The organism is Pseudomonas sp. ADAK13 (assembly GCF_012935715.1).
In the GTDB taxonomy this organism is placed as follows: Bacteria; Pseudomonadota; Gammaproteobacteria; order Pseudomonadales; family Pseudomonadaceae; genus Aquipseudomonas.
Window position 1 is genome coordinate 5633989 of record NZ_CP052860.1, and the last position, 21298, is coordinate 5655286.

The following is a 21298-nucleotide window of genomic DNA, read 5'->3' on the forward strand; positions in this document are numbered from 1 at the left end:
GCTAGCAGGAAATTTCTTACCTGTAATTAAGAATGATTATCCTTTAGCGAAAAGCACAGATCCCGTCTCATCGCTGCAGGCCGCAGAAAACGGCGGTGTTGCGCAATCAAAAGAAAAAGCCGCGCAAACGAATGTCCTGCCGGTTGCCGTGCTGCGGCTTTTGACTATTAATAATCACTCTCATTTCCGCAGCCCTTGGCGACTCATGGATGAACCGCTCAATGCCCCATTCTCCCTAGCCTTTTTCACCCTTGCCCGCAGGCCTTTTGTTCACGGCAACGGCCCCTTATTGCCGAAAAAAACTCTGGAGACCCCATGACTTTCAACGATGACTGCCCCGATTGGCCCCAGGCATTTGCGAAGCGTTACCGCGACGCCGGCTACTGGCGCGACGAGACCTTTGGCGATCTGCTGCGCAACGCTGCCCAGGCCTTTGGCGACCGTGAAGCGATCACCGACGGAGCGCTGCGGGTGAGCTATCGGCAACTCGATCAACGCGTCGATCAACTGGCCAACGGGCTGTCCCTGCTGGGGTTGGTGGCGGGGGACAACGTGGTGGTGCAACTGCCGAACTGCGTGGGATTTGTCGAAGTGTGCTTCGCTCTGTATCGCCTTGGCGTACGGCCAATCTTCGCCTTGCCGGCCCACCGTCATCTGGAAATCGGCCGCTTCTGCGAGTTTGCCCAGGCCAGGGCGTACCTGTGCGCCGACGTCACGGCGGGCTTTGATTATCGCGCCATGGCGCGGGGTTTGAAGGCTGCCCACGCGGATCTTGCGTGGGTGATTGTGGCGGGCGAGGCCGAAGAGTTCACCGCACTCGAAGACCTCTATCTGGACACCCCACACCCATCCTTTTGCTTACCGGCGGCCGACGCAGTGGCCTGTTTCCAATTGTCCGGCGGCTCTACGGGCGTGCCGAAACTGATCCCTCGGCGCCACCACGAATACCTCTACAACGTACGGGCCAGCGCCGAGCGTTGCGGCCTGACCGAGGCTACGGTGTACCTCGCCGCATTGCCGATGGCCCACAACTTTCCCATGTGCTGCCCGGGGTTTATGGGCAGCTTGCTGATGGGCGGCCGCGTGGTCTTGAGCCCCTCACCCAGCGCCGAAACCTGCTTTGCGCTGATCGAGCAGGAACGCGTGACCCACACCGCATTGGTGCCGCCACTGGTGCTGGTCTGGCTGGACGCTGCCCAGGCCCGGGGGCAGGGCTTGCCGGGCCTGCAACTGTTGCAGGTGGGCGGTGCCAAGCTGAGCTTCGAGGCAGCCCGGCGTGTGGAGCCCACTCTGGGCTGCCGCCTGCAGCAAGTGTTCGGCATGGCCGAAGGGCTGATTTGCTACACCGACCCCAACGACCCGCCGCAACGGGTCTTGCACACCCAGGGCAAACCGCTGTCCCCGGCCGATGAAATCCGGGTGGTGGACGACAACGAACAGGACGTACCCCAGGGCCAGGTTGGCCAGTTGCTCACCCGTGGCCCGTACACGATTCGCGGTTACTACCGCCACCCGACGCACAACGCCCAGGCTTTCACCACCGACGGTTTCTACCGCACCGGTGACCGGGTGATGCTCACCGCCGACGGCTACCTGATGGTCGAAGGTCGTGACAAGGACGTGATCAACCGGGGCGGCGAAAAGATTGCCGCCGAAGAAGTGGAAAACCTCCTGCTCAGCCATCCCGCCGTGGCCGATGTGGCATTGGTGGCGATGCCCGACGCCTACCTCGGCGAGCGCACCTGCGCCTTCGTGATTCCCCGTGGCACCGCACCGCGCCCGCCGGAGCTGCTGCGCCATTTGCGTGAGCAAGGGCTTGCCGCCTTCAAGCTGCCGGATCGCTTCGAGTTTATCCCTGGGTTCCCGCAGACCGGCGTGGGCAAGGTCAGTCGCAAGCACCTGCGGGAGGCCATCCAACAGCTGTATTTCGGGGCGAAAACCCCTGAGGGAAGTGCGGCCCGTGGCTGATAACAATCCGCTGCACACGCTGCTTGCCCCCGTACGTGGCCGGCTGATCGGCGCCATGCTGCTGCAGGCCCTGGCGACCTTGATCGGCTTGCTGCCGTTGATCGCAGTGGCGGAACTGGCGCCGTTGCTGCTGGAGGGCAAGCTCGACCTGCAGGACGGGTTCTGGTGGTTGCTGGCCGGCGCGGGCGCCTTGCTGTTGCGCATGCTCGGGTTGGCGGCGGCCTTGCAGGTGACCCACTTGGCCGACAGCGACCTGCAGCGCCAGATTCGCCAGCGCCTGGCGGCGCATTTGTCGCGGGTGCCACTGGCCTGGTTCAGTGCCCGTGGCGGGCAAAAAGTCGACCGCGTATTGCTCGATGATGTGGGCGCCCTGCATCAACTGGTGGCGCACCTGCCGAACAACCTCGCCGCCGCACTGGTGGCGCCACTGGCCTGCCTGCTGTACCTGCTGACGGTGAGTGTGCCGATGACCGTTGTGGTGCTGCTGCCGCCGGTGGTTGCGTTATGGCGCCTGCGGGCGTTGCGCTCCCGGGCTTATCGGGATGACCAGAAAGCACTGGGCGCGGCGCTGGGCAACCTGTCCCAGGCCACCCAGCAGTTTGTGCAGAGCATCGCCATGGTCAAGTCGTTCGGCCGGGCTGATCGGGTGCAGTCGAAGTTTTTCGCGGCGGTCGAACGTTTTGCCGGTTTCTTTTCCTGCTGGGCCCAGCGCTGGGCCGGGCTTGGGGCGAGTGTCGAGGTGCTGCTTTCGCCGTTGCTGGTGCTGGCCCTGGTGTTGCTGGGCGGTGCGCTGTTGGTAGGGAGCGGCTGGCTGCTGCCGGTGCAATTGCTGCCATTCCTGTTGCTGGGGCCGGCGCTGGCGGCGCCGGTCGCGGCCCTCGGGCATGGTGCGGATGCGCTGGTGCAAGGCCGCATGGCCGCCAGCCGGATCGCTGCCGTGCTGAACAGCGCGACGTTGCCGCAACCCCGCGAGTCTCGCGAACCTCAAGGGCGGCAGGTCCGCTTTGAGCGGGTGGACTTTCGTTATCCCGATGGCACCCAGGTGCTGCAGGGCATTGACCTGGATTTGCCACCCGGCACGCTGACCGCCCTGGTGGGCGATTCGGGTGCCGGCAAATCCACCCTTGCCACCTTGCTGGCACGCTTTGCAGACGTGACCGCCGGGTCGATTCGCATCGGCGGCGTCGACCTGCGGGACATGCACAGTGCGGCGCTGTACCGCCAGGTCGCCTTTGTGTTCCAGGACGTGCGCCTGCTGCGCACCAGCGTCCTCGACAACCTGCGCCTGGCACGCCCCGAAGCCACGCTGCCCGAGGTGGAAACCGCCGCCCGGGCCGCACAGATTCACCAGCGCATCCTCGCGTTGCCCCAGGGTTATCACACGGTGCTCGGCGCCGGCGTGCAACTGTCCGGCGGGGAAGTGCAGCGCCTGGGTATTGCCCGGGCCATGCTCAGTGAAGCGCCGATCCTGATCCTCGATGAAGCCACCGCCGCCAGTGACCCGGAATCCGAAGCCGCGATCCAGCAGGCCCTGTCACGCCTGGCCCGTGGGCGCACGGTGCTGGTGATCGCCCACCGCTTGAGCAGCATCCAGGACGCCGACCAGATTGTAGTGCTGCAAGGCGGGCGGATTGTCGAGCGCGGCACCCATCATGGCTTGCTGGACCAGCAGGGCGCCTACGCCGGGCTATGGGCGGCCGAACAGTTCTCGGCGACAGCGCTGAAGAGGGCGCGGGCATGATTCGCGCCCTGTTACGCAGCCTGCAACCCCGTGAAGCCGGCCTGGTGCGGCGCGCGCTGATGGCAATGGCGTTGAGCGCGCTGGCCCAGGGCGCGGCACTGGCCCTGTTGCCGATGGCCTTTGCCCAATGGTTCGGCACCGCAACGCCCTGGGCCTGGGCCCTTGGCTTCACCGGCATGGCAGTGCTGTGCCTGTGGTTGCGCCGGTATGCCCAATTGGCGGGCTATCGCGCCGGTGCCGAGGCGGCCCAGGCGTTGAACCGGCGTATCGGTGAAAAGCTGGTGCAACTGCCGCTGGAATGGTTTGTGGAACGGCGCAGCGCGGAGCTGAATCGGCTGGTGACCCACACCGTGCTGCAAATCATGAGCACCCCGGCACACCTGCTGCAACCCATGGCCAACGCGCTGTTAACGCCCCTGGCGCTGCTGCTGGCGCTGTTTTTCTACGACCGCTCCATGGCGCTGGCCGCACTGGCTGCGTTGCCCTTGTTGGTGCTGGTGTACCACTGGGGCGTGCGTTGGGGCGGGCAGGCCGAAGCGCTGAGCGAAGCCGCAGCCAATGAAGCGGCAGCGCGGGTGATGGAGTTTCTGCGCCAGCAACCGTTGCTGCGTTCCAGCGGGCGCACCGGGCAAGGGTTCGACTTGCTCACCGAGGCCCTGGCCCAGCAGCAACAGGCCCAGCGTCACGCCCACTGGCGAACCTTTCCTGCTGCGTTGGGCCTGGCCGTGGTGTTGCAGGCCGGCTACAGCGCCATTCTGTTAGGCGGCCTGTATGCCGTGTTGGGTGGCACCCTCGACCCGGCGAAGTTCCTCGCGCTGGCGATTCTCGCCACCTGCCTGGTGGAGCCGATGGGCGCGCTGGTCAATCTTGGTACCACCTTGCGCCAGACCCGCCACGCGTTGAATCGCCTGCGCCATCTGCTGCAAATGCCGGGTTTGCCTGAGCCGCTTGAGCCTCAATCTGCCAAAGGTTTCGACGTGCAGGTGCAAGACGTCGGCCTGGTACGCCACGGGCAGCCGGTGTTGCAGGGCATCACGTTCACGCTGCAAGAGCGTTCGCTGAACCTGGTGGTGGGCGCGTCCGGCTCCGGCAAGTCCAGCCTGTTGCGCGTGTTGGCGCGCTTCAGCGATGTCAGCAGCGGGGCGATCTGCCTGGGCGGTGTCGACCTGCGGCAACAGTCGGCACTGGCCCGGGATACCCAGGTCGCGCTGATGTTCCAGGACAGCCCGCCATTGCCGGCCAGCCTGCTGGACAACCTGCTGCTGGGGCGCCCCGACGCCCGCGAAGAGCAATGGCAGCACGCCGCCCGCGCCACGGGCCTGGACCGCCTCGCCGAACGCCTGCCCCAGGGCTGGCGGACCCTGCTGGGAGAGCAGGGCGTGAGCCTGTCCGGGGGTGAACGCCAATGCCTGGCGTTGTCGCGGGTGCTGCTCAAGGACGCGTCGCTGATCCTGCTGGATGAGCCGACGGCGGCCCTCGACGCCATCAGCGAGGCCCGGGTCAATCGCACCCTGTTGCAACTGGCCCGCCAGCACACCGTGGTGCTGGTCACCCACAAGCCGACGCTGGCGCCCCATGCCGACCAGATTCTGCTGCTCGACCACGGCCAATTGGCCCAGGTCGGCCGCCATGACGCGTTGATGGCCGTGCCCGGCCGTTACCGCGAGTTGTTCCACGAGCGCGAAGCGATCAATCGCTGGCGCTTGCGTCCAGACCCTACCGTTCCCCAAAGGACCGTCCCCCATGACCGATAACCCAGCACTGGCATGCGTTCATCCTTCACCCGGCGGCCTCGCACACAGCCCCGAGGCGCTGTGCGCCGGTGTCGCGCAGTTGCTCAACTATGCCCCCCAGGACCTGGAGCCCGACGCCTCGCTGATCGAGCAAGGCCTGGATTCGGTGAGCATGATGCGCCTGCCGGCGTTGCTCGCCCGCGAAGGTGTGCAGGTGAGCTTTGCCGAACTGATTGAGCGGCCGACCCTCGAGGCCTGGTGGGCCCTGATCGATCGCCGTCGCGGCCCGCCGGCTCACCTCAAGCCCGTTGCCACTGACAGTGATTTCCCGCTCACGCCCTTGCAGCAGGCCTACTGGTTTGGCCGCGACCCGGCCATGCCGTTGGGCGGCGTCGGCTGCCACCTGTATCAGGAGCTGGACGGGCCTCAGGTTGATGCGCAACGCCTTGAGCACGCGGTGGTGCGCCTGACCCAGCGCCATCCGATGCTACGCGCCTGTTTCCCCACGGCCACCTGCCAGCGCATCCTGCCGGTGAGCCCATGGCCCGGGTTGACCGTGCATGAATTGCCGGATGCGCTGGCCCTGCGCGAGCGCCTGGCTCACCGTTGCCTGGAGGTGCGTCGGGGCGAAGTGTTCGATGTGCAACTGAGCCACTTGCCCAACGGCCGCAGCCGGGTGCACTTGAACATCGATTTGCTGGTGGCGGACGTGTTGAGTATCAGCGTGCTGCTGCGGGATCTCGCGCTGATCTACAGCGGGCAGGAAGCGCAACTGCCACGCCTCGAATGGGATTTTGCGCACTACCTGAGTGCCACCCGAACCACCGATGCGGGCGCACGTGACTACTGGTTGCAGCGCCTCGATGATTTGCCCGACGGCCCGCAACTGCCCCTGGCGCAGGAGCCGCAGTCCCTCGGCGCGCCGCGCTTTCGTCGCCTGGCAATGCGCCTCGGCCGTGCCCAGTTGCACGCCCTGGAAGACCAGGCGCGGCAACACGGCCTGACCCTGGCCAGCGTATTGTGCTGCGCCTATGCCCAAGTGCTGGGCCGCTGGAGCGCCAGCCAGCATTTCCTGTTGAACGTGCCGCTGTTCAATCGCCAGGAACTGCACCCCTGCGTGCCGCACCTGCTGGCCGACTTTTCCAACCTGGTGCTGCTGGAGGTCGACCAGCGCCAGGCAGGTTCTTTCGCGCAACAGGCGCAAACCCTGCAACGCCAGTTGCACCGCGATATTGCCCACAGTGCCTGGCCCGGTGTGGAGGTGCTGCGTGAGTTGTCCCGCACCCGGCAAGGCGGCGCACCGGTGGTGTTTGCCTGCAACCTCGGCGAAGCATTTGTCGACGCCACCTGCCGAGAACACCTGGGGGAACCGGGTTGGGCGTTGTCGCAAACACCCCAGGTGTGGCTCGATCACCAGAGCTATCCGCTGCCCGACGGCCTGCTGCTGAACTGGGACGCGGTGGACGCGCTGTTCCCCGAAGGCCTGCTGGATGAAATGTTCGCTGCCTATGGCGACCTGCTGGCGTGGCTGTGCACCGGTGACTGGCGCCAACCCGCGCCGCTGCCGTTGCCGCACGCCCAGCAACAGGTGCGCACCGCGGTCAATCACACGCCCTGGGCCTATGACAAAGGGCTGCTGCACGCAGGCTTTTTCCAGCAGGCGCGCCTGCACCCGCAACGGGTAGCGTTGATCACCGAGGAAGGTGAACTGAGCTACGCCGAGCTGGCAACCGAGGCCTTGCACGTGGCGGGAGCCCTCGGCCAGTGGGGGATCGAAACAGGCGATGCGGTGGCGATTACCTTGCCCAAGGGCCAGGCGCAAATCATCGCGGTGCTCGGCGTATTGGCAGCGGGCGCGGTGTATGTGCCGGTGGGTATCGAGCAGCCTGCTGCCCGTCGCGACATGATTTATCAGCGTGCCGGGGCCAAGGTGGTGATCACCGATGCGGCCCACCGCGATCGCGGTGTATGGCTGGCAGACCTGCAAGTGGTGGACCTGGCCCAGGCCCGCTCGGCCACGCCCCTGAAGCAGCCGGTCGAGGTCTCACCGGAGGCGCTGGCCTATGTGATTTTCACCTCCGGCACCACCGGCGAACCCAAGGGCGTGGAGGTGTCCCATCAAGCGGCGCTGAACACTGTCGAGGCGATCAACCGGCGTTATCAGGTGTGCGCGCAGGACCGCGTGCTCGGCGTGTCCGCCCTCGATTTCGACCTGTCGGTGTACGACCTGTTTGGCCTGTTGAGTGTCGGTGGCGCGGTGGTGCTGCCGGCGGATGCCTGCCGCAAGGAACCGTCTGAATGGCTGCGCCTGGTGCGCCAGCAACGGGTAACCCTGTGGAACTCGGTGCCGGCCCTGCTCGACATGCTGACCCTCAAGGCCCGCGAGCCAAATGCCCTGGCCGGACTGCGGCTGGCGATGGTCTCGGGCGATTGGGTCGGGCTGGACCTGCCACGCCGCTTGCGCGTGGCTGCCGGCGAAAGCACCCGGTTTGCCGCCCTCGGAGGCGCCACCGAAGCGGCAATCTGGTCCAACGTCCAGGATGTCGACGAAGTACCCGCGCACTGGCGCTCGATTCCCTACGGCAAGCCCCTGGATAACCAGTGCTTCCGGGTGGTCGACAGCCAGGGCCGCGATTGCCCGGATTGGGTGGCGGGGGAATTGTGGATCGGCGGGGCCGGGGTTGCCCAAGGCTACCGCGGCCTGGCGCACCTCAGCGCCCAGCGGTTCGTCGAGCAGGCCGGGCAGCGCTGGTACCGCACCGGTGATCAGGGCCGCTACTGGCCCGACGGCAACCTCGAATTTCTCGGGCGCATGGACCACCAGGTGAAGGTCCGGGGTTTCCGTATCGAACTCAGTGAAATCGACGTGGCCCTGGAGCGCCATCCGGCTGTCAGTCGCGCGGTCACCCTGGTACTGCCGGGTGCCAACCCGCAACTGGCAGCGGCTCTGACGGGCGACGCGGTGCCGGATGCCGACGCCATGCACCAGTGGCTCCGCCAGTGGCTGCCGGAACACATGCTGCCGGACCACTGGCTGAACCTCAGCGAACTGCCCCTGAGCGCCAACGGCAAGGTCGACCGCGCCGCCCTGTTGTGGCTGGTGCAGGAGCAACGCCAGGGCGCCAAACCCGAGAGTGAAGACGCGCCTCAAGGCGAAGCCGAGCAACTGCTGGCCGGGCTTTGGCGCGAGCTGCTCGACATTCCGCTGGTGGGGCGCCATCAGGGCTTCTTCGCCCTCGGCGGCAACAGCTTGTTGGCGGCGCGCCTGATCGAACGGATTGCCCGGCAGTTCGACGTCGAACTGTCGCTGAAAGACTTTTTCAACGCGGCCACCGTCGCCCGGCAGGCCCAATGGCTGGCCGCCCGACGGGAACAGGACCACGTCAACCGGAACGCAATGGTGGAGGGTGCGCTATGACACTGCAGCAACTGCAACAGGAACTCGAGGCACTGGGTGTGGAACTCTGGGAAGAGCAGGGCCGCCTGCGCTATCGAGCGCCGGCCGGGGTGATGGACGAAGACCGCTTGCAACAACTGCGCGAGCACAAGGACGCGCTGTTGCAACAGCTGATGGAACCGGGAATGCCCACCGTCTCGGCGGACCTGGCCGCCCGCAGCGAACCGTTTCCGCTGACTGACGTGCAGGCTGCCTACCTGATGGGTCGTACCCAGGCATTCAGCTATGGCGGGGTGGCCTGTCATGGCTACCTGGAATTTGAGCTCGAGGAACTCGACCCGGCGCGCCTGGAGCAGGCGTGGAACCATCTGGTGGCCCGTCACGACATGCTGCGGGCGGTGGTGTTGGAAGACGGCTACCAACAAATCCTGCCCCAGGTGCCGCATTACCTGATCGCCCGGCACGACCTGCGCGACGACGACGGCCAGGGGTTGGCGGCGTTGCGCGAGCGCATGGAAATCCGCCAGGCCTCGCCCCGGCAGTGGCCGCTGATCGAGTTGTGCGTGAGCCAGGGCCGTGAGCATGCGCGTCTGCACCTGTCAGTGGACTTGCTGGTATGCGACTACCAGAGCGTGCGCATGCTGCTGGCCGAGTTGCAGCAGGTTTACCGGGGCGAAGCCTTGCCGTCGGCAGCCCCCATCAGTTTTCGCGACTACGTGTTGGGTGAACGCCGCCTGCGCGAGCAGCCGCGCTACCAGCGTGACCGCCAGTATTGGTGGGCGCGGGTCGACAGCCTGCCTGGTGCCCCGGAATTGCCGATGATGGGCGCACCCAGCGGCCCGCGTTTCGAACGTCGCGCCCTGAGCCTGGAGGCCCGGGATTTCAACGCCCTGCGCCTGAATGCGGCGGCCGCCGGTGTGGGGGTGTCGGCCGCGATTCTCGCCTGCTATGCCGAGACCCTGGGGCGCTGGAGCCGCAAGGGGCATTTCTGCCTGAGCCTGACCTTGCTCAATCGCCTGTCGCTGCACCCGCAGGTCGACCGGCTGGTGGGGGATTTCAGCTCGGTGGAACTGCTGGAAGTCCAGACCTTGCAAGGCGGCAGTTTCGGCGAACGCAGCCAGCAGTTGCAGGAGCGCCTGTGGCAGGACATGGACCACCGCCTGTGTTCCGGCATCGAAGTACTGCGCGAACTTGCGCGGCGCAAAGGCCGTGAGGCGGCGTTGATGCCCTATGCCTTCACCAGCACCCTCGGCGCCGGCGGTGAAAGTGGCGGCGGGGCGTTCATGCCCGGCGCACACCTGGTGCATGGCATCAGCCAGACCCCGCAGGTGCTGATCGACTGCCAGGTCAGCGAGCGCGACAGTGGCCTGTACATCAATTGGGACATTCGCCAGGGCGTGTTCAATGACGAGATGCTGGAGGCGATGTTCGACACCTTCGAACGCCTGCTCAAGCGCCTGGCCCGTGAACCCTCGGCCTGGACCCTGGATGACTGCCTGGAACTGCCGGCGCCCCAACGGCTGGTGCGGGAGCTGATCAACCAGACCGCGCAGCCGATTCCGCCGGGTTTGCTGCATGAACCGTTCTTTCGCCAGGCCCGCGCAGCACCACACCGCATCGCCCTGATCCAGGGTTCACGGCCACTCACCTACGCGCAACTGGCAGGCCGCGCCGAGGCGATTGCCGAGCAGTTGCTGGACGCCGGCTGCCAGCCCGGTGAGCGGGTGGCGGTGTGCATGGACAAGGGCATCGACCAAGTGGTGGCCGTGCTCGGAATTTTGCGCGCCGGCGCGGCGTACCTGCCGCTGGACACCAACCAGCCAGCGGCACGCCGCGCGCTGATTATTGAAAATGCCGACGTCAGCCGGGTGCTCAGCCAGTCGTGGTTGAGCGCGGACCTGATGTGGCCTGCCCAGGTGACTCAGTGCCTGCATGTCGACCAGGCGGGCAATGCCGCCACCCGTGAGCTGCCCACGCCAACAGTGACACCGCAACAGCTGGCCTACGTGATCTACACCTCCGGCTCCACCGGCATTCCCAAAGGCGTGATGATCAACCACCAGGCGGCCCTCAACACCGTGGTCGATATCAACCAGCGCTTCGCGATCGGCGCCGAAGACCGTGTGCTCGCCCTGGCCAGCCTGGGGTTCGATCTGTCGGTGTACGACATCTTCGGCCTGCTGGCGGTGGGGGGCGCGCTGGTGCTGCCCGACCCCGGCCGCCGGGCTGATCCGTCCCACTGGGCGGCGTGCGCCCGCGAGCATGGCGTGACCCTGTGGAACTCGGTGCCCGCGCAGTTGCAGATGCTGACCCATTACCTGCAAGCAGTCCCCGCGGCAGCACCGCACAGCCTGCGCCTGGCGTTGTTGTCCGGCGACTGGATCCCGCTGAATCTGCCCGCCGAGATCGGTGCGTTGCTGCCCACGCTGCAACTGATCAGCCTGGGCGGCGCGACGGAGGCGGCGATCTGGTCGATTGCCTATCCGATCACCGAGGTGGACGCGCAATGGCGCAGCATTCCCTACGGCGCGCCGCTGGCCAACCAACGTTTCATGGTGCTCGACGAGCAGGGACGTGACCGTCCGCAGGGCGTTGCGGGTGAGCTGTTTATCGCCGGCAGCGGCCTGGCCATGGGGTACCTGGGGGACGCTGAGAAAACCGCCGAGCGCTTTATCGAGCACGCCCACAGTGGCGAGCGTCTGTACCGCACCGGCGATCTGGGTCGGTACCTGGAAAACGGGCTGATCGAGTTCCTTGGCCGTGAGGATTTCCAGGTCAAGGTGCGCGGCCATCGCATCGAGTTGGCGGAAGTCGAGAGTGCGTTGCTCAGCCATCCCAATGTGGAGTCGGCCGTGGTAGTCGCCGCGGGCGAAGGCGCGTTCGAGCGGCGTTTGCAGGCCTGTGTGCGCGGCACGCTGCGCGATACGCCATTGCCTTGGCCTGCCCGGTTGGCACCCAACGCCCTGGCGGCGGCCAACGGGGTGAAAGGCCAATTGACCGAGGTGCTGATCACGCAAATGTCCGATTGCGTCGAGCGTGCCGCGCTGCTGTCCATGGGCCTGGCCCTGCAACGTCCGGGGTTGTTTGATCAACCGGGCGTCGAGCATGACCTGGCGCAGGTCATGACGGGATGCGAGGTCGCGCCCCGCAATGAGCGGCTGATCCGTCGCTGGCTGCAAGCCCTGCACCGCGAGCAACTGGTGGACCAGAATCCACACACCGGCGCCTATTCGTCACTGCGGGTCTCGGGCGCCGAGTACCGTCAACTGTGGCAACGCATCGAGGCCCTTGAACCCAGTGTGGGCTGGGGCGCTGAAGTGCTGCGTTACCTGCGCGAGAGCCAGGAGCAACTGCCGGCACTGATGAGCGACCGGCTCGACCCGTTGCACCTGCTGTTCCCCGAAGGCCGTACCGACACCGCCGAAGGTGCCTACCGCAAGAACCTGATCAGCCAGTACCTGAACCAGGCGGTGTGCGCAGCCGTGCAGGAAATCGCCGCGCTGCAACCGGCGGGCCAGCGCCTGCGCCTGTTGGAAATCGGCGCGGGCGTGGGCGGCACCAGCGCCGACCTGATTCCGGCCCTGGACGGCTTGGCGGTGGACTACCAGTTCACCGACTTGTCGCAGTTTTTCCTCAACGAAGCGCGGGAGCATTTTGTCGAGTTTCCGTGGGTCAGCTACGGGCTGTTTGACCTGAACCTCGATCATTGGGGCCAAGGCATCGCCGCCAACTCCCTGGATGTGATCCTGTGTGCCAACGTGCTGCACAACTCGCGGCACGCCAGCCGGGTCCTGGCCCGGTTGCGGGAAATGCTTGCACCCGGCGGCTGGCTGATCTTTATCGAGGCCACGCGCGACACCTACCAGATCATGGCGTCCATGGAGTTCAAGGAGGGCCTGACCGCGTTCGAGGATTTCCGTGCCGCACAGGACACCACGTTTATCCGCCGCGAGCAGTGGCACCAGTTGTTGCAGGAGGCCGGCGCGCAGACGCCGCTGTGCCTGCCTGCGGCAGACGATGCCATGTCGCAGATCGGCCAGCACTTGTTTATCACGCGCTTCAAGACCGACCGCCACACCCTCGAACCCGAGGCGTTGCGCGCGCATCTGGGCCAGCGTTTGCCGGACTACATGGTGCCCACCGAGTGGCGGGTGCTGGATGAAATGCCGTTGACGGCCAACGGCAAGGTCGACCGCCAGGCCCTCGCCAACCTGGGTATTGCCCAGGCCACGCAACAGGCCAACAGCGGCGCTGCGCCGCTGGATGCGCTGGAGCGCAGCATTGCCGAGGTCTGGCAAACCCTGCTGCGGGTGCCGAGCGTGGGCCGTGAGCAGGGTTTCTTTGAACTGGGTGGCGACTCATTACTGGTGGCCCAGGTGGTTGGCCGCCTGCGGGAAAGCCTGCCCCAGGCCCGAAACGTGCCGTGGGGGGATTTACTGCGGCAGTTGATCAATCAGCCGACGGTGGCCGCCCTGGCGGATTACCTGCGGGGGCAGGGCAGCGAGAGTCTTTCGCCGCTGGTGCGTATTCGTGATGAGGTGCAAGGCCCGGCGCGAATCTTTGTCCATGACGGCAGCGGCACCCTGGCACCGTATCGCGCGCTGTTTGCCGCGCTGGGGGAAGAAGCGCCACTGGAAGGGCTGGTGCTCAATGACGTACCGGGTTACCTGGCCCTGGCGCCGGCCACGGCGATTCGTGAACTGGCCGAACGTTATGCCGACACCTTGCACGCCGAAGGCCGGCGTCAGGTGAGCATCGTCGGCTATTGCCTCGGCGGATTGCTGGCGACGGAACTCGCCTCCTGCCTGGCGGCCAGGGGCATCGAGGTGCTGCAACTGACGGTGATCAGCAGCTACCGCGTGCCGTTCATGATCGAGGATGATCTGCTGGCCGAGTACGTGTTCGCCCGCGTCATGCAGGCCGACCCGCACACCCTGGGTTACCCGCTGGATGAACAGGCCATGGAGCGGGCGATTGCCAAGGTGCTGCGCCAGACACCCGGCCGCGTGCCCCAGGGTGCATTGCTGGCGCTGGAGGACGAGCCTGATTGCGCCACGGCCCTGGCCTGCCTGCGGGCCCTGGGACGCAAGTCGGCTGACCAGCGTTTGCAGGCGATTGCCGACGCGATGCGCCATGCGGGCTCGCAATTGAGCGATCTGGACTGGCTGCGGGAGCAATTGCAGGTGTTGCGCCACAGCCTCGCCGCCGTCGCGTTGCACCAGGCCACGCCTTACGACGGCGACATGGTGTTTATCCGCCAATGCGGCGAGGTTCAGGTACTGCCGGGCATGCACCGGGACATGAGCCAATACTGGCAAGCCCTGTGCCTCGGGGAGTTGCAGGTTGTCGACGTGCCGGGCGACCACTTCAGCTGCATGCAGAGCCCGCAGGTCGAAGCCGTGGCCCGGGCGTTCGAGCGGCTGGCGCAGGTGGCGGCATGAACGTCGGGATTGTAGGCGGGTATGGGCATGTCGGTCGGCAGGTCGCCCGGGTGCTGGTGGGGCACTACCGCCTTCGCCTGGGCGGTCGTGACCCCGGGCAAGGCCGGCGTTTTAACCACCGGGAGTTGAACGGGCGGGCCGAGGTCCGTGAACTGGACCTGTGGGACGCCCGCAGCCTGGCAGCGTTTTGCAGCGGCTGCGAGCTGGTGATCAATTGCGCAGGGCCCAGCTACAAGGTGCTCGACCGGGTGGCACTGGCGGCCTTGGCCAGCGGCGCCGATTACCTCGATGTGGGCGGCGATGACCCGCTGCACCATGTGTTGCCCGCGCAGTTGCCGCCCGGTCGTCGCGTGGTGTTGTCGGCCGGCATGTTACCGGGGTTGTCCGGTCTGTTTCCCAAGGTGTTGGCGGCGTCCTTTGAACGTGTCGACACCGTGCGTTGCTATGCCGTCGGGCTGGGGCGGCTGTCGACAACGGCCGCCGAGGATTTTCTGTTGAGCCTGGGCAACGGCTACGGCCAGGCCTCGATGGGTTGGGCCGAGGGCCGTGCAGTCAAGTCCGCCGTGCCCGCCGATGAACACTTCGAGCGGCCCTGGCTGGTGGGCGGTGCGGTGACGGCCTATCCCTACCTCACCACCGAACAGCAGCGCCTGTTTACGGCGTTGCGGGTGCCGCAAGCGGAGGGCTACAACCTGTTCGACGGCGGGCACTTGCGAGCGGCACTGGGGCGTATCCAGGGTTCGCCGCCGGCACTCAGGCACTCGGCAGAAAACGTCGCCAGCCTGGTGCAGGCCAGTGCCCTCGACCTGGCAGGGCGCACGCCCTACCAGTTGCTCGCGGTGGAAATGGAAGGCCTGCAACACGGCGAGCCTCAGCAGGCCAGCGCCTGGCTGCGTGCCGGTGATGGTTCGGCGTTGACCGGCACGGTGGCGGCCATCTGCGCGCTGCAATGGGCCCGGTTGCCCAAAGGCACGCACTACGCCGCTCAGGTGATGGACGCCGACGACTGCCTGCGCCAGGTGCTGCGCTGGTTGCCGCACACCCGGATCCACGTCACCACTGAGCTGGAGGAGGGCGTGCTATGAAAAAAGTCGCCAGCCCGTGGCTGCGGCGTTACCCGCAGCCTCACACCCCGCGTTGCCGATTGGTCTGTCTGCCCCACGCGGGCGGCAGCGCCGGATTTTTCAGTGGTTGGCAGGCGCTGTTGCCGGTCGACATTGAAGTGGTCAGCGTGCAATACCCCGGCCGCGAAGAGCGTCTGGCCGAGACCTGGCCCGGCAGCCTGGAATGGATGGCAGGCACCATTACCCGGGCGCTCTGGGACCTGTCCGACCGGCCGTTGGTGCTGTTCGGCCACAGCATGGGCGCTGCCTTGGCCTATGAGGTGACGCGGCGCCTGCACCGTCAGGGCAAGGCCCTGCAACGGCTGATTGTTTCCGCCCATCCGGCGCCTCACCGACAACGCCACAGCCAATTGCACCAGGGGCCGGATGCCGGGTTGCTGGCGGATGTGCGACGCCTGTCGGGGGGTGCGCCTTCGCCATTGGATGACCCCGAGATGCAGGCACTTTATCTGCCCGCGCTGCGCAATGATTACCGCCTGATCGAAACCTATCGCGGCGATATCGGCGAGCTGCTGGACGTCCCAGTGAGCGTGTGCCTGGGCACCACCGACCGCGAAGTGGATCAGGAAGAAGCCCACGCCTGGTCGGAGGTCACGCGCCAGGTCACCGACTTTCGAACCTTCGACGGCGGGCATTTTTACCTGCGCGACAGCCAGGCCGACCTGATCGAGCACCTGGAGTTGTTGCTGGGCAGTCCCGCCGAACCGGCCTGGCAGTGCTGGCCGTCGACCCCATGAGCAGAGAATCCTATGAAAACACCTGAGCAGTGCACCGGGCTGGAAGACGTCCGCCTGGGTATCGACACCTTGGACGAGCACATCATCCGCGCCCTCGGTCAGCGATTGGCCTACGTGAAGGCCGCGGCGCAATTCAAACCGACCGAAGCCAGCATCGCCGCCCCCGAACGGGTCGCCGCCATGCTGCCCCATCGCCGTCGCTGGGCGGAGCGCGAAGGGCTGGACCCGATGTTTGTGGTGCCGCTGTTCGCGCAGATCATCCAGTGGAATATCGACCAGCAAGTGCGCCATTGGCGCCAGCAGCATCAAGGAGCCGAGCATGAGTGAGCGTCTGCCGGGATTGCTTCAGGCGCTGACCCAGGGCGAAACCCTGGCGCGCGATAAGGGCGCCGCGGCGCTGGTGGTCTTCAGCCTGGCCTGGGAGCGCCTCGACCCGCTGCGGCTGTTCGCCGCCAACCGCCAGGTGCTCGGGCAGAGCCTGTTCTGGTCCAGCGACCGGGGCGCCATGGGCGTGGCCGGGTTTGGCTGCACCGAAGAAATCAGCCCCGGGGTGGATGATCGCTTCAACGCGAGCGCCCTGGCGTGGCAAGCGCTGCTGAGCCAGGCCCACCGGGTGGGGCCGCGCCAACCGTTGCTGTGCGGCGGTTTTGCCTTCGACCCGCAGGGGCCGCGTTCGCTCAAATGGCAGTCGTTTGCCGCAACGTCCCTGGTGCTGCCACGCATCCTGCTGCTGCGCGAGGCCGAGCAACACCATGTGATCTTCAGCCAATGGCTGGAGCCGGGGGCCGACGCCGAGCGTTGCGCCCGGAGCCTGGAAGCCCAGTGGGCCCTGCTGTTGTCGCGCTACGCCAGTGCGCCACGCCAGGAGATTCCCCTCGGCACCCCCAATGACGAAAACGTCATCAGTGCCCAGCAGTGGCAGGACAGCGTGGCGATGGCCGTGCAGCGCATCAACGCCGGTGACCTGCGCAAGGTGGTACTGGCCCGCGAAGTACGGCTGTGTACCGACCGCACCATTCCCTGTGGCCCGCTGCTGGAAAACCTCAAGGCGGCCTATCCCCAGGCCTACCTCTTTGCGTTCAGCCGGGGTGACAGCTGCTTTCTGGGCGCCACCCCCGAGCGGCTGGTGCGCGTGGCCCGTGGCACACTGAACACGGTGGCCCTGGCCGGCACCTGTCCCCGTGGTCGCCATGAGCAACAGGACACCGAACTGGGCCAGGCCCTGATGGACAGCCCCAAGGACCGCCACGAACACGCCCTGGTGGTGCAAACCCTGCGCGACGCCTTGCAGCCGTATTGCGCGATGCTTGACATTGCCAGCCAACCGCAGTTGCACCGGCTGGCTAACGTGCAGCACTTGTTGACGCCGGTGATGGGCCGCTTGCATCCCCACGTGCAACTGCTGCAACTGGTTCAGGCGCTGCATCCGACGCCGGCGGTGGGCGGCCTGCCACGCCGTGAGGCAATGGCGTATATCCGCGAACACGAGCAACTCGATCGGGGCTGGTACGCCGCGCCGGTGGGCTGGATGAATGCGGAGGGGGACGGTGAATTCGCCGTGGCATTGCGTTCGGCGCTGATCCGTGGCTGTGAGGCGCACTTGTTCGCCGGCTGCGGCATTGTCGCCGAGTCGGACCCGCAGAGTGAGTACGAGGAAACCTGCCTGAAACTGCGGACCATCCGCGATGCCTTGCGGCCCTCGGGAGTGGCACAGGTGGCATCAGCCTGAAGAAGCTTCTCGCCCGGCAGGCCGGGCGAGAGTATGACGGGTGTTGATCAGTTCAGGCCAAGCTTGCCACGCAGCGTGGACAGGTCTTCAGCCAGGGTATTAACCGGGCCAACCAGGGCTTTACGGTCGGCTTCCTTGACCTTGTCGTAGGTCTCAAAACCGCCATCCTTGGTTTTGTACTTGGCCAGGATCTTGTCCACGGTGGCGAAGTTTTTGTCGACTTTGGCAACGAACGCCTTGTCTTGCTTCTCGATCTGCGGACGGAACAGGTCGACGATTTTCTTCGCGCCGTCGATGTTGCCCTGGAAGTCATACAGGTCGGTGTGGCTGTAACGGTCTTCTTCACCGGAGATTTTGGTCGCGGCGACTTCTTCAAGCAGGGCAGCAGCACCGCCTACGACTTTTTCCGGCGGGAAGGTCAGGCCGTCCACGCGGGTTTTCAGGTCTTGTACGTCGCTGTTGAGCTTGTCAGCCAGGGCGTCCAGGCCTTTGGTGGTGTTCTCGGAGAACAGGGTGTACTCGATGCGGTGGAAGCCGGTGAAGTCTTCGGCTTTCACGCCTTTTTCGTGGTCGTCTACGCGTGAGTCGATGGAGGCGTCGAGGTCGCTGAACAGCTCGGCGATCGGCTCGATGGACTCATAGTGAACGCGGGTTGGCGCGTACAGCTTCTTGGCCGTCGCCAGGTCGCCTTTTTTCACCGCATCGGTGAACGCCTGGGTCTGGGTGACCAGCTCACCGATTTCTTCGGTGACGTAGATTTTGTAGTCCGACACCGGCCCTACCAGATCCAGTGGCGCGGTGGCGGCAAAGGCGGCCAGCGGCGAAAGGCTCATTAACAACGACAATGCGAGAGACGACTTCTTCATGGGACGATTTCCGCTCTGGGGTTTGTTTTAGGTATTGGCAGTGGTTTGTGGATGTGTCGCATCAAGCAGCGTGCGCCCGATGAAGTCCTGGGGCCCGGTGACGCCTGGCAAGGTGAAGAAATAACCGCCGCCGACCGGCTTCAGGTATTCCTCCAGGGGCTCGCCGTTGAGCCGGGTTTGTACGCTGATAAAGCCTTTCTCCAGGTCAGCCTGGTAGCAGATGAACAGCAGCCCCATGTCCAGCTGACCGTTTTTATTGACGCCGTTGGAGTAGTTGAACGGCCGGCGCAGGATCAGGTTGGCCTGGGTCTGCGGGGTACGCGGGTTGGCCAGGCGGATGTGCGCATCGAGCTTGGTCAACTTGCCTTCCGGGTCCTTGCTGTAGTCCGGGACCTGGGTTTCTTTCTGGCCGTCCATGGGCGCGCCACTGGTCTTGATCCGGCCAATGATGCTTTCTTGCTCTTGCAGGGGCGTGCGGTCCCAGCGTTCGACGAAGTTGCGGATGATCCGCACCGCCTGGTAGCTGCCATTGGCGGCCCAGGCCGGTTCGTCACTGCCGGGTTGAACCCACACAATCTGGTCCATCGCCTTGTTGTCGTTGGAGTTCGGGTTGGCCGAACCGTCGCGAAAACCGAGGAAGTTGCGCGCACTTTGTGCCGGCTCGCCGGGGCGGGCAGGGGCCTGGGGCGGCACGCTGCCTTCCTGTTTCCAGCGCACCAGCAACAGGTCCGGCATGTTCTTAACGATGTCGCGCAGGGCGTGGATGTTGGTGTCCGGGGTGTTGGAGCTGAACTGCAGGCTCAGGTCGCCGTGGCACTGCGCCGGTTCCAGCGCATCGTTGGGGAAACCGACCATGCGGATCAGGCGCTTGGGCTTGACGGCGGCCAGGCCGAAACGCTCGTCGAACAGCGACTCGCCGACCGAGACGGTGATGGTCAGGTTATCCGGCGTTACCACCGGGCCGAGGATGCCGGAATCGGTAGGCGGCAGTTTCGGGTCGACTTGCACCACGGTGCCGCCGGTCATCAGGAACGCGATGCGCTCGTTGAGGGTGCGGAACAGCCGCTCCAGGTCTTCGCGGTCACTGGCCAGTACGTCAAACGACACCAGCATGCCGCAGGCCGGTCGCGGGGTGACGATACCGGTCTGGTGCTTGCCGTGGTAATCGTGATGGTCCTGGGTCTTTTCACTGCTGGGTGCGGTGGTGACTTGTGCGGCCGCGTTGGCGGCCATCGCCGGGCAGCTCAGGCTGCTGCCGGCAATGGCAGCGCCGGTGGCAGCCATGCCCAGCAATACTCGACGACGTTGGGCGGAAAATTGTTCTGAATCACTCATGTCTACGGTCGTCTTCACTTCAGGCCGGAAAGGCCAAGGGCGGGGTCGATTCCATCGAGTGCAACGGCCAGAGCCTTGGCCTTGTCGGCGATCTGCTTGCGCTGATCGGCGGTAACGCTGTCATACGTGGCGTAGCGGCCATCGACTTTCAAGCCGTTGAGCTGGGCGTCGAGGGCGGTGATCGCACTGTCGATGCCCGGCAGCAATGGCTCGGCCGATTTGGTCAACAGGGGGCGCATCAGGTCGACCACCTTGCGGGCGGCGTCCAGGTTGGCGGCGAACCCGTTCAGGTCGATATGGCTGTAGCGTTCTTCCTCGCCACTGGCGGCGCGGACGTCAGCCAGGCTGTTGAGGTTGCGCACCACAATGCTCACCAGTTGTTCCGGCGGCAGCGACTGGGCCAGCAATTGTTGCTTGAGGCTGGTGACGTCGGTGACCAGGCGCTGGGCGACCGGGGTCAGGCCGTCGAGGTTGCGCTGCTGGAACAGGCCGTATTCAAGGCGGTGGAAGCCGCTGAAGGCCGGGTCCTGCTCGCGTTTTTCAAAGTAGTCGGCACGGGCGTTGATCGCGTTGTCCAGCTCCGCCAGGCGTTGCGAGGCCGGCGCCAGGCGCTGGTATGCCTCGCGGGCCGGCACGTAGAGTGCTTGGGCCTGGGTAAGGTCGCCGGCTTCGATGGCTTGTTCAAGCGCGGTAACGGCCTTGACCAGGGCGCTGCCCTGGCTGCTCAGGTACACGCGGAATTCCGACAGTGGGCCAATGAACGCCACCATCGATGGTTTGGCCTTGGCTTGCGCGTCTGACTCGGCCGTTGGCGTGACCTTCAAGGTGCCGCGCGGGTTGCTCAGCAGGCCGCAGGTGATCTGGTAGTCGCCGGGCAGCAGGTTGGCGTTGATCACCTGGCTCAGGCCCGGGGCGATGTTTTCGCGTTCTTCGACCACCAGCACGCCGTCAAGGATTTCCCACTCCACGGCACGGTCCGAGCGGTTGATGATGCGGAAACTGGCGTGGCCGGCCGGCACCGTCAGCGCGTTCGGCTCGCAGCTGTGGGCGTGAATGGTCACGGCAATTTCATTGTGGTTGGCCTGGCGCTTGGAGGCGGCCAGCTGCGAGGCGTAGTAGAACAGGCCACCGGCGGCGATCATCACGACCACCGAGCCGCCCACCGCCCAGCGCAAGGCGCGGGAGGGCGGAGCCGGTTGAGGGGTTTGGTTGGACAAGAGGCGGTCC

The 21298-nt window shown here is 65.7% G+C and carries 12 protein-coding genes; 9 read left to right on the forward strand and 3 right to left on the reverse strand.

The features are described from left to right. The first annotated feature begins 315 nt into the window (after positions 1 to 315). From HKK54_RS26020 to HKK54_RS26060, 9 genes are read left to right on the forward strand one after another with little or no spacing between them, the layout of a single operon-like run. Positions 316 to 1968 (forward strand): (2,3-dihydroxybenzoyl)adenylate synthase, encoded by a 1653-nt coding sequence (locus HKK54_RS26020; protein ID WP_169388299.1) that lies wholly within the window; start codon positions 316 to 318, stop codon positions 1966 to 1968. Then, complete coding sequence (locus tag HKK54_RS26025) at positions 1961 to 3709, forward strand: ABC transporter ATP-binding protein (protein WP_010169521.1); 1749 nt, start codon at positions 1961 to 1963, stop codon at positions 3707 to 3709. Before HKK54_RS26020 ends, HKK54_RS26025 begins: the two co-directional genes overlap by 8 nt. Further along, positions 3706 to 5463, forward strand: coding sequence for an ABC transporter ATP-binding protein (locus HKK54_RS26030; protein WP_169388300.1), 1758 nt, complete (start codon positions 3706 to 3708; stop codon positions 5461 to 5463). Before HKK54_RS26025 ends, HKK54_RS26030 begins: the two co-directional genes overlap by 4 nt. Then, positions 5453 to 8860 (forward strand): non-ribosomal peptide synthetase, encoded by a 3408-nt coding sequence (locus tag HKK54_RS26035; RefSeq protein WP_169388301.1) that lies wholly within the window; start codon positions 5453 to 5455, stop codon positions 8858 to 8860. Before HKK54_RS26030 ends, HKK54_RS26035 begins: the two co-directional genes overlap by 11 nt. After that, positions 8857 to 14280, forward strand: a complete 5424-nt coding sequence (locus HKK54_RS26040; RefSeq protein ID WP_169388302.1) for a non-ribosomal peptide synthetase — start codon at positions 8857 to 8859, stop codon at positions 14278 to 14280. Before HKK54_RS26035 ends, HKK54_RS26040 begins: the two co-directional genes overlap by 4 nt. After that, complete coding sequence (locus HKK54_RS26045) at positions 14277 to 15365, forward strand: saccharopine dehydrogenase NADP-binding domain-containing protein (protein WP_169388303.1); 1089 nt, start codon at positions 14277 to 14279, stop codon at positions 15363 to 15365. The genes HKK54_RS26040 and HKK54_RS26045 overlap by 4 nt, the downstream gene beginning before the upstream one ends. After that, the gene (locus HKK54_RS26050; protein ID WP_010169499.1) at positions 15362 to 16141 is read left to right on the forward strand and encodes a thioesterase II family protein; all 780 of its coding nucleotides are present in this window, start codon (positions 15362 to 15364) and stop codon (positions 16139 to 16141) included. The genes HKK54_RS26045 and HKK54_RS26050 overlap by 4 nt, the downstream gene beginning before the upstream one ends. A gap of 12 nt (positions 16142 to 16153) precedes the next feature. Then, positions 16154 to 16468 (forward strand): isochorismate lyase, encoded by a 315-nt coding sequence (locus HKK54_RS26055; RefSeq protein WP_010169498.1) that lies wholly within the window; start codon positions 16154 to 16156, stop codon positions 16466 to 16468. Continuing rightward, positions 16461 to 17870, forward strand: coding sequence for an isochorismate synthase (locus tag HKK54_RS26060; RefSeq protein WP_169388304.1), 1410 nt, complete (start codon positions 16461 to 16463; stop codon positions 17868 to 17870). Before HKK54_RS26055 ends, HKK54_RS26060 begins: the two co-directional genes overlap by 8 nt. 47 nt (positions 17871 to 17917) lie before the next feature. Here HKK54_RS26060 and efeO (HKK54_RS26065) read toward each other — a convergent pair whose 3' ends face one another. The 3 genes from efeO (HKK54_RS26065) to efeO (HKK54_RS26075) are packed head-to-tail and all read right to left on the reverse strand — an operon-like array spanning position 17918 to position 21288. Continuing rightward, entirely contained in the window at positions 17918 to 18736 is an 819-nt protein-coding gene (gene efeO / locus HKK54_RS26065) for an iron uptake system protein EfeO (protein WP_029615831.1), read from the reverse strand. A gap of 27 nt (positions 18737 to 18763) precedes the next feature. Continuing rightward, positions 18764 to 20071 carry an iron uptake transporter deferrochelatase/peroxidase subunit gene (gene efeB / locus HKK54_RS26070; protein WP_169388305.1) on the reverse strand — a complete coding sequence of 436 codons (1308 nt, stop codon included), beginning with the start codon at positions 20069 to 20071 and terminating at the stop codon, positions 18764 to 18766. A gap of 14 nt (positions 20072 to 20085) precedes the next feature. Next, on the reverse strand, positions 20086 to 21288 hold the full coding sequence (efeO, locus tag HKK54_RS26075) for an iron uptake system protein EfeO (RefSeq protein ID WP_169388306.1): 1203 nt from the start codon (positions 21286 to 21288) through the stop codon (positions 20086 to 20088). Positions 21289 to 21298: the final 10 nt, after the last annotated feature.

Excerpts from the sequence above, each read along its gene's own strand:
- HKK54_RS26020 (WP_169388299.1), top strand. The coding sequence starts at position 316 with ATGACTTTCAACGATGACTGCCCCGATTGGCCCCAGGCATTTGCGAAG.
- HKK54_RS26030 (WP_169388300.1), top strand. The coding sequence starts at position 3,706 with ATGATTCGCGCCCTGTTACGCAGCCTGCAACCCCGTGAAGCCGGCCTG.
- HKK54_RS26035 (WP_169388301.1), top strand. The coding sequence starts at position 5,453 with ATGACCGATAACCCAGCACTGGCATGCGTTCATCCTTCACCCGGCGGC.
- HKK54_RS26040 (WP_169388302.1), top strand. The coding sequence starts at position 8,857 with ATGACACTGCAGCAACTGCAACAGGAACTCGAGGCACTGGGTGTGGAA.
- HKK54_RS26045 (WP_169388303.1), top strand. The coding sequence starts at position 14,277 with ATGAACGTCGGGATTGTAGGCGGGTATGGGCATGTCGGTCGGCAGGTC.
- HKK54_RS26050 (WP_010169499.1), top strand. The coding sequence starts at position 15,362 with ATGAAAAAAGTCGCCAGCCCGTGGCTGCGGCGTTACCCGCAGCCTCAC.
- HKK54_RS26055 (WP_010169498.1), top strand. The coding sequence starts at position 16,154 with ATGAAAACACCTGAGCAGTGCACCGGGCTGGAAGACGTCCGCCTGGGT.
- HKK54_RS26060 (WP_169388304.1), top strand. The coding sequence starts at position 16,461 with ATGAGTGAGCGTCTGCCGGGATTGCTTCAGGCGCTGACCCAGGGCGAA.
- efeO (WP_029615831.1), bottom strand. The coding sequence starts at position 18,736 with ATGAAGAAGTCGTCTCTCGCATTGTCGTTGTTAATGAGCCTTTCGCCG.
- efeB (WP_169388305.1), bottom strand. The coding sequence starts at position 20,071 with ATGAGTGATTCAGAACAATTTTCCGCCCAACGTCGTCGAGTATTGCTG.